Source organism: Novipirellula sp., assembly GCF_041583735.1.
Taxonomy (GTDB): domain Bacteria; phylum Planctomycetota; class Planctomycetia; order Pirellulales; family Pirellulaceae; genus Novipirellula.
Window position 1 is genome coordinate 1 of the sequence record NZ_JBFHFD010000468.1, and the last position, 6,745, is coordinate 6,745.

At 55.1% G+C, this 6,745-nt stretch carries 7 protein-coding genes; 1 reads left to right on the forward strand and 6 read right to left on the reverse strand.

The window, feature by feature from the left end; all coding sequences use genetic code 11:
* Positions 1–193: 193 nt before the first annotated feature.
* Positions 194–1,051 carry a DNA-binding protein gene (locus ABX962_RS25960; RefSeq protein ID WP_372723701.1) on the forward strand — a complete coding sequence of 286 codons (858 nt, stop codon included), beginning with the start codon at positions 194–196 and terminating at the stop codon, positions 1,049–1,051.
* Positions 1,052–1,130: 79 nt separating this feature from the next.
* Here the strand turns inward: ABX962_RS25960 and ABX962_RS25965 are convergent, their stop codons facing one another.
* The 6 genes from ABX962_RS25965 to ABX962_RS25990 all read right to left on the reverse strand — a co-directional run.
* Complete coding sequence (locus tag ABX962_RS25965; RefSeq protein ID WP_372723702.1) at positions 1,131–1,817, reverse strand: hypothetical protein; 687 nt, start codon at positions 1,815–1,817, stop codon at positions 1,131–1,133.
* Positions 1,818–1,873: 56 nt separating this feature from the next.
* Positions 1,874–2,428, reverse strand: a complete 555-nt coding sequence (gene pyrE, locus ABX962_RS25970; RefSeq protein WP_372723704.1) for an orotate phosphoribosyltransferase — start codon at positions 2,426–2,428, stop codon at positions 1,874–1,876.
* Positions 2,429–2,497: 69 nt separating this feature from the next.
* Positions 2,498–3,865, reverse strand: coding sequence for a L,D-transpeptidase family protein (locus ABX962_RS25975; protein WP_372723706.1), 1,368 nt, complete (start codon positions 3,863–3,865; stop codon positions 2,498–2,500).
* 193 nt (positions 3,866–4,058) lie between these two features.
* Positions 4,059–5,231, reverse strand: coding sequence for a glycosyltransferase family 2 protein (locus ABX962_RS25980; protein ID WP_372723708.1), 1,173 nt, complete (start codon positions 5,229–5,231; stop codon positions 4,059–4,061).
* Positions 5,228–6,034 carry a lysophospholipid acyltransferase family protein gene (locus ABX962_RS25985; protein ID WP_372723710.1) on the reverse strand — a complete coding sequence of 269 codons (807 nt, stop codon included), beginning with the start codon at positions 6,032–6,034 and terminating at the stop codon, positions 5,228–5,230. The genes ABX962_RS25980 and ABX962_RS25985 overlap by 4 nt, the downstream gene beginning before the upstream one ends.
* Before the next feature lie 10 nt (positions 6,035–6,044).
* The coding region (locus ABX962_RS25990; protein ID WP_372723711.1) for a hypothetical protein at positions 6,045–6,745 on the reverse strand (701 nt) is incomplete at its 5' end.

A 6,745-nucleotide genomic window follows, 5' to 3' on the forward strand; every position in this document is an offset into this window, starting at 1 on the left:
CCCCCCCGTTTTATAGGCGCAAAGAACGCGCAAAGTGCAATTTACAGATAGCAAGCTATTGAGAACCGTTATGTTTTCTGTTTTCATAAGTTTGTAAAGCAATTTCACGGCTCTTCATATGGCGAGATTGCGTTCTCGACACAGAGACATGTGACATCGCCTGAGCTTATCTGACTCTTATCAAGCAGTCTTCATGCCTACAAAACTACCAACGACGATCACGAAGAAGCTAGGGAAGCTTCCGGATGCGGAACTAGCCAATCACGCTGGGTTGCCGATTGAGGCAATCCAAGCGGCTCGCCAAGTTCGCGGCATCATTCCGCATGGTTGGACGAAATGGACCAAGAAGAATATTGCCTTACTTGGCACCCAATCGGATGTCGATATCGCCGCCAAGCTGGGAGTGACCAAGACTGCTGTATCGCGGAAACGTGCGCAACTGGGAATCGAGCCTTTTGGGTATTCACGCAAACAGTTGCGACACCGCTGGACCAAAGCCCAATTGAAGTGGTTAGGCGCAATCTCAGATGCTGAAATTGGACGTCGCTTGGATCTTGACGCGACGACGGTCGCTTCGAAACGCGAATCGCTTGGGATCGAACCGATCCGGAAAGGACGCCCGGCGCGGAAATGGTCGAAAAAGGAACTGGGCTGGCTCGGCAAACTTTCGGACGCTGAAATTGCTCGCCGAATGAAGATCGGCCGCCGTAAAGTGATCGCAAAACGCCAATCGCTCGGAATCGAAAATCCGACCGTTGCAGCGACCGAAGCTCGCTGGACCCCCGAAGTGATCAAGATGCTCGGCAAAATCCCTGACTCCAAAGTCAGTGAGAAAACCGGGATTCCCGTCAGTGCGATTAGTGGTTACCGAAGCCGCCATGGAATCCGGATCAACGGAGCACGTCACACCTGGACTCCTGAAGAGATCAAGATGTTGGGCAAGGTTCCAGACGAGGAAATCGCTAAAAAGCTAGGGATCAAGAAGGCGACCATCGCTACGAAACGCCGCCGGCTGAAGATCGGGGCTCCCTCGAGTAACGGTCGCGGCTAAGCGACGTCCACGCCGAAGAATCGAACCAGGAAAGGTCACGCGGAGGGGGGGATCCGGTGCGGAGGCGACGTGTCGAGTGTTACGCCGCTTTGCGCTCGTAAATAATTCCGCTGCGACGCCGCGCGACCATATCGATCGCCGACATGTGCTTCAGCGTGTACGCGATCTTTTGGGCGACCCAGCGTGGACGGTCAATCCAGCTGGCCAAGTCTGACGTGTTAAAGACGGTCGTCCCCTCGGGCACGTTGACGATTCTCAGCAGATCGTCGACCGAGCGAAACTCGTGAGTCGATTCGATCGACTCGAGTCCCACGTCATGTACCGTGTAATCTTTGCGTCGCCGGCCACGCCGACGCTTGCACGGAATCCGAGTCTCGATCACCTGCACCATCGGTACCTCCAGCACCAAGTTGGGGTGCGGAAACACTCGAGTGAAATAGATCAGATCCTCAAACACCTCGAGGATGTCGCCCCGCTTGGGACTCATCCTGCTCGACGTGATCGCTCCGCCAGCCTGTTTCGCTTTGGCAATCCGCGTTCGCCAAACCACGGGTTTGACCACACGCAGCTTGTGCCGCGCCAACAACTTTTGCGACTTGTCCCGGATCGCCGACAACGAAGCACATTGGATCTCGATCAGCTCATCATCGCGAAGCGCATCGATACGATAATCGCCCAGCACGACTTCGGTACTTGCTTCGTCCGGGGCGTAACAGCGTTTGAGTTGTTGGTGCAGTGATGTTTCCAAAGTTCGCTCCGCAGCCAACGGGATTCCATTCGGTGGTTCGACCAATCCTCAGCCAGGATGGCGATTGCCGATTTTTAAGGTTCGATGCCAAAATCACGAATGGTGGTCAGCACCTTCAACTCGAGCCCTTTGGCCGCGAACGCCTCGGCACCTCCGGCCAAGCGGTCGATGATCCCGATCACGCAGTCGACTTTTAATCCAAAAGCCTCGGCCGCTTCGACTGCCTTGATTGCACTGCCGCCGCTGGTGATCACATCTTCGACGATCACGACGCGTTGGCCCGGTTGGACAGGTCCTTCGACCTGTTTCCCCATTCCATGCCCCTTGGGTTCTTTGCGAACCATGAATCCTTTGAGCGGCAAGTCGCGTTGGCCAGCGATTGTCACGATCGACGCGGTGATTGGATCGGCACCAATTGCCATCCCCCCGACCGCATCGGGCAATTCGCCCGCAGATTGGATCACGCTGAGCATGCCTTCGGCGATCAAATTTGCCCCTTTGGGATGGAGCGTGATTTTTCGACAATCGAGGTAATAAGAAGCCTTTTTGCCACTGGCGAGCGTGAATTCGCCTGTTTGTAAAGCTTCGGCACGAATCAGGTCTAAAAGTGCGTCTCGGTTGTAGGTCATAAGTCTCAGCGAGGGGTTAGGTAGATGATTTGATGGTGCATGTGATGCGAACAAAGCACAACCAAAATCTTACCGGCGAATCGTCACCGAGGAACCCTGGGTCAGAATCCCATACAGGTCGTCGGCATAATCCGCTGCCACGCTGATGCACCCTTGGTCGCTGGGACGCGTTGCATAGGGGCTGCCGTGGATACACAATTGACCGCCAAGATCGAGCCACAATGATCCATACGGATTGTCGGGACTGTTGGCTGGCACAGGAGAACCGCTGGCGCCGTAAAACGGTCGCTCGGATTGCTTGTCCTGAACCGTAAACGTTCCTGGACGTGGCTGAGGATCATTCCCCACCGCGATTGGGAAGCGACCCGCGTACAGATCGCCAAGGAACAACGTCATTTCCTGTTTGCCCAGATCGACGTCGGCTCGGAATGGTCCCCGCACGACTTTCAATTCGGTCCCAGGCAATACGGTGATGGGGTCTTCGATGCCATTGATGTTTGCCAACAATTGCCAAGGCACCTCGTATTTCACGGCGATTTGCATCAAGGTTTCGTGATGCCCAACGCGATGAGGCTGTTCAAGCAAATGGCGACGTGAATAAATGACTTCGGCCGCAAGCGGATCGAGCCGGCTGAGTAATTCTTGCCGCTGAGCCGATGGCAGATTGGGCGTGTGGTAGAACAGACTAAGTGTTTCAAGAGCCTCTTTGCGTTGATCCGATTTGTATTGATCGTCGGCCAACTGCAGGGCATTGGCCTGCCCAACGTTGTTTTTGGTGGGATCCGAAGTGCCGCTAACCGTTGCGATACCGTCCGCTGATTCGGAAAGGGCGGTCCCAGGACCTGCGGAAGGATCAAACGCAACCGAACCGTCTTCGGGAAGCTTGTTCTCGTCGTCGGTGGGATCGGGCATATCAAATGTCATGTCGGTGGCGCCATAAGCACTCGAACCCGCAGCAGTACCGAGAGGCAAGGTGGCAGCGGCAGACATCCCCGTACTCGCCGACGCTAAACTGGCTTGAGTTCCCGAGCTAGCCCCGAGGTCCATGTAGGCGGGCGTATCATCGCTGGGCTGATGAACCGTCAAGCTATCGTTGCCATGAGTATCCGAAAGCTGGATCGACACACCGCTTGCATTGGGGCCTGGGGTGGTCGCGACTGGGGTGGTCGAACCGGCGGCGGGAAGGTCGTTAAAGGACTGGCCGAATGTGGGTTCCGAGCTATCGGCGATTGCGGACGATTCAGGCATCCCGCCATTGATTTCCAATTCGCCCAGCGACTCAGGCAAGCCGCTCTCGATGTCCAGCCCGCCTTCGTCCATCACGATGCGCTCGACTTCCGGTGGCAACGAATCAGGCGGGGTAGTGAGTGACATGTACGCTGTGTACATCACCGTCATCAGCAAGACGATAATTGCCGCAGTTTTCAGCGTTTGCATGACGATTCTCCAACTCTCGGACGCTTCGGGCGACCAGCAAAATGGGCGATTTGATTCCATTCAACCCGAGATGACCTCGGACCATTGCCGCGAACGTAATCAATTACAAAGTGGCAACGCCATAGCATTTCGCCTTCATTCGTTGACAAAAGGGGGGGAGAGGCGTCAACGTGATGCATGGGCTGCGTTTTTACTAATTTCGCCCACGCCATCGGACTTTTTTTCCGAACATTGCCAATGCTAGCGAGGTCCACTGCAGCCCGATAAATAGCGTGGCGGCAACGCTGTGCAGCAAAACGCCGACAAGCGGTTGCCGAAAATAGAACGCTGCCAACGCTCGAGGAAGATGGGCCAGCAGGACGGCGATCACCCCGATCCCAATTCCCAGCGGTGATTGTTTTACGATCGCAATCGATAACATCACGATCGGCAACACGCTCGCTCCCAAAATCAGCAACGTAAACACGCCAATCAAACGTGGGTTGGCGATCCCTTCGTCTGCATTTTTCAGCAGACCTCGGATCACTTGCCCACCGTTTCGGTACATCCGGCAGCGAGCCAAGTCCGTTCCGTCCACCACATCGGTCATCAATCCGGCTTGGCGGTAGATCCGTGGCAGCTTGACGCCATCATGACGCGATGCTTGGATCGCACAATGAGTGCCGGCCGCGTCATAGTCGGTTTTCAGCGTCATAAACAATTGCCCACACCCAGCGGCGTAAGCGGGGCTCGTACTCGCTCGCATCCTTGCGATTGGCAAGAAACCGAGCAGGATGTAGTGCATCATCGGGATCAGCAGTTTTTCGAGCAACGTCTCCGTCTCTTGCTGGGGAAACACGCTCAGCAAGGCAATTTGATTTGCATCTTGCCAATCAACCAACGACTTGATCGCGTGCGGCTGCAGTCGTACATCTGCGTCGAGAAACAACAAACGCGGATAGTTTGCCGAGGATGCCAATTGCCAACATGCATGCTGCTTTCCATTCCACTGCGGTGGCAACGGATGGCCTGACAAATAGCGAACTCGCTTGTCCACCGTTGCCATTTCAAGCACCACCGCCGCAGTCGCGTCATCCGAATCGTCGTCCAACACCTGCACTTCCACTTCGACATCGCGGCTGGCCAACACTGATTGGACACATGCCGCGATTGAATCTGCTTCATTGCGGGCGGGAATCAGCACCGAGACGGCAGCAGAATCGTTGCCGTGGCGCCGCGACGCGCCGTTCTCGGGCGCATCGTTGTTCTCGGGCGCATCGTTTGCCGCCCGTGATCGATTCGGCAAACGAAACAAAGGCAAATTACGCAAAAACATCAAGCCAGGCAACAAGGCCAACCCGAGTGAGACGCACGACCAAAACATCATTGCAATTTGTTTCCGTGCGCTGCCTTGAACCGCCGCCCCGTCGCCAACGCTTTTAATCGTCGCATCGAATCGTAAACGATTCCCGCGCCACCCGCGCCCGCTAACAGGTTTTCAAACGCCTCTGAGTCTCGTGCAATCACCCGCTCGCTCAGCACGGTTTGGTTATCACGCATCCGATCGGTCAACAGTGTTTGCCAATCCGATTTTGATGCGTGCGGATGTTCGTCGACTTTGACCGGCTCGCCGATCCGAAACAAGCATTCGGGCAGTCGCTCTTCCCAAAACACGTACTCGATTGCGATCGGCAACACCCATCCTCGCTGCATCCGAGTGCAAAGATGCGCCATTCCTGGCATTAGGACTGCGGAATGATCACGCACATCCGCAAATCGGCCTTCGGGGGTTAACCACAACGAAGCATCGTTGCTATGCAGGATCGCTCGGCTCTGCTTTAAAAACGCTGCCGCTCCTTCGTTGCAATGCAGTTTCACCCCATAGAATCCGAGCTTTGCAAAAACGCGATACTGCTGGAGCGCCGCGGCATCGATCGGAGCAAAGAATTGACGTGGGGTAAACAAGTGTCGATTTAAAAACTGAGCCGTCAATGGATCCCACCACGAGGGATGATTTGCGTACACGATCAAGGGTTGCTCTGCGGGCACGTTTGCCTGCGTAAGCGAATCTCGCATGATCGCAATCGAATGCAAATTGCGACGCAAGTAAGGCGTTAGGAAGCGGTGGAATCCGTTTGAAAGCCAACCGCTTACTGGGGGCCGCAGATCTTCCGGAGCGTTGGATTTCATCGAGCCACGGTTAAAACTGAGTTACGATCAAGTACATCAACCCCAAGATCGCGCTGAGCGCCAACATCCGAATTGATCGTGAAACAAAGGTGTACTTCGAATTCGAGACATGCGAATCCAACATCATGCAAATCGCGATTTCTCGCTTTAGCCCACTCATTCCGATCCGCTGCATCTCGTCGGCAAACTGCTCAGTTTGATCGATCGTATAATGTGCGGATATGGCTGCGGGATGAAAGTGATTGGCACGCCCCAATGATGGATGTTTACCACGATATCGGAACGGCAAAATGCAGCGAAATGCTAACACACATGACCAAATCATCGATGCCAACCATAATAAAAACGTAACCGAAACCAACGACGTCCACCACGATGTCGGATGCGATTGGTCGGCGCGAATGTACTCATGGATGGTGGGCACTAACACGCCACACAACGCGCCGTTGACCGCTAAGACCGCAGCCGCCTTGGCATCGGCAAATCGAATCCACTCGCCAATGATCTGGTACGTTTCGATCAGATTTTCGGCTTCGAACGCATTTTGAGTATCGTCGTCCAACCGTGGCCGCGTCGAAACAACCGTGCTGGACGCGCCGGCGGCCGCCGCCGCGGACGTGGCGGCGTTGTTTTCGTTGGCCGTTTCACTCAACGGTTCGGACATGGATTGGGCTCTCGTATCGTTGGGGAATTTTCGCTGGCGTCCCACCA